Below are 1,989 nucleotides of genomic sequence, written 5' to 3'. Positions count from 1 at the left end.
AGTGCAATGTTCAGCGCCTTCTCGCGTACTTCGTCCAGATTAACCACAGACACTTCGATTTCGGTATGGCCTTGTTCCAGTAGAATTTTAAAGCGCTGACAAGGTTCCTGGTACGCTCGTTCCACACAAGTGGCTCTACATAGCCAAATTCCATAATTGAACGCTTTAGCTTCTCGTATTCTGGATCTCCGGGCTGTAAATCAGCCCGTGGATTATAAGGTGCTGATTTGATTTTAGTAATAGGCACTTTCCGTATTTCCATGTTGCCTTTCACCTCCAATGTAAAAGAAAAAGCACCGTATAGGTGCTCAATCCTTATTCATGAACTCTTCAATTTTCTTCTTCTCCCAATCTTCATCAAATAACCGCCCAAAACCCAAAACAGATATACCATGCGCTATCAATCCAATTCCCCATCCAAATAAAGGATAGTAAAACCACATACCATCATGTGAGAATATAAGGTCAATGAAAAATAGTCCGATGTTAACTAAAATGAAGACAATGAGATGAATATAAAATCCTTTCAGAGCGCGAACCTTTCTTTCTGCCCTAAGATACTTTTCATTTTTCTCCATGTATCTCCTCCTTTATCCTTTTCTAAAATTTACTATCCCTCCCGCCAATTTATTCGACAGGAGGGACTATTTTTCTGCAACTGTAACGGTAGGTTTTAACGTTACAAGCCAACCAGCAAGTACGGCACTAGATGAAGCGCTTTTTCTGTTACACTGTTTCGCTGGCTTGGTTGTAACGTTATGCAAAAGAAAAAGCCACTCCCATTGGAGCGGCTACCCTAGTTTACAAAATGGGCATTGTCGGACGTTTTTAGCATTTACTAACAGATTTTTTTCCTGTTAGTGCCCTTTCAAACATATCGATAATCTCCAAAAATCTCTCCGCTTCACGGAATACGTGATCAGCCAGTAATGGGTGAATAATACTTTTAATACGGCATGCCTCAATTAAATCACGAGCCGTCTTTTTAAAATCACGAAGTGATTTTACAGATACTCTGTTTTGGTCAAGAAACTGACTAAGAAGAGGGGACGTTTGTGATTGTGGACGCATAGAATCCAAATCAATTGCTTGAAATAATAATTGATCAAAATCATTACTGAATTCCTGAGCCTGCTCTACGAGTTTTCGTTCTGACGGGTCCAGAAGATGACCAATAAATTTCGCATGATCGGCCATAATACGCAAGAAAAATACGTTTTCATCGATAATGGCATCGGGTATTGGTTCCAATTGACCTTGATTTAACTCTGACAACCTATTTCTAAAGTAATTTGCTTCTCTACTTATATGATCAATAAGTAAAGGAAATAAATTAGCTCCAGGCAACTTGCAATGTAAAATAAGACCAAGAAGTTTTCTTTTATAAACCCAAATATGAGAGACGGCATTATAAACCTCTGCATTAAATTGTGTAATCTGTCGGGGATCTGTTTTCAAAGTAAAAGCATGTGATTGGCTCTCAATTTGTTCGAAGATACGAAAAAATTGTTGTGCTTCATTTATAAGCTGAGTATCTTCACATCGAAGGCCCAATGTAATAAACAACGAGTGTTCTTTCATAATACGGGACCAGAAACGAACCTCATCTAACGAGCGAGCAACAAATCCATTGGACATGAACAAGCCTCCTAAAATAAACTTTCAGAATAAGATATGCATAAATGTTCCAATGGGTAACAGCCTACATTTATTTGTTAAATAGACATAAACCAAGTTATCGAACTTAAAAAGGCGTTCTCATGAAGAGAGCACCTATTCCTTTCTTTTGCTCATCATAGATAATCCAAGCTAGATTTTTTATGACCTCATACTTTAATTTCCGCGCTCTTGTGTACGGTACACCCTCTTCACCTTACGTTCGTGTCACTTCGTGTGTCTCTCTTTTTTTATGCAACCAAAAAAGGACCGCTCCCCCGGAACGGTCCCTTCGCTTATCTTCTGACATTATCATCATACCACCCCTATCTC

General features: G+C 38.8%; 2 protein-coding genes and 1 pseudogene. All 3 read right to left on the bottom strand.

Translation table 11 applies throughout. From position 1 onward, the window contains the following. A pseudogene (locus B2899_RS18500) lies at nt 1-262 on the bottom strand (ParB N-terminal domain-containing protein); the annotation flags it as partial. Between the two features lie 46 nt (nt 263-308). Continuing rightward, complete coding sequence (locus tag B2899_RS14855) at nt 309-578, bottom strand: 2TM domain-containing protein (RefSeq protein ID WP_286886822.1); 270 nt, start codon at nt 576-578, stop codon at nt 309-311. 250 nt (nt 579-828) lie between these two features. After that, the gene (locus B2899_RS14850) at nt 829-1,638 is read right to left on the bottom strand and encodes a DUF2935 domain-containing protein (RefSeq protein ID WP_146810666.1); all 810 of its coding nucleotides are present in this window, start codon (nt 1,636-1,638) and stop codon (nt 829-831) included. Between the last annotated feature and the right edge of the window lie 351 nt (nt 1,639-1,989).

Origin of the sequence: Aneurinibacillus sp. UBA3580, from assembly GCF_002375825.1 — a bacterium.
GTDB classification, from domain to species: domain Bacteria; phylum Bacillota; class Bacilli; order Aneurinibacillales; family Aneurinibacillaceae; genus Aneurinibacillus; species Aneurinibacillus danicus.
The sequence above is the reverse complement of the archived record's forward strand: the minus strand, read 5'-3'. Positions and strand labels throughout refer to the sequence as shown.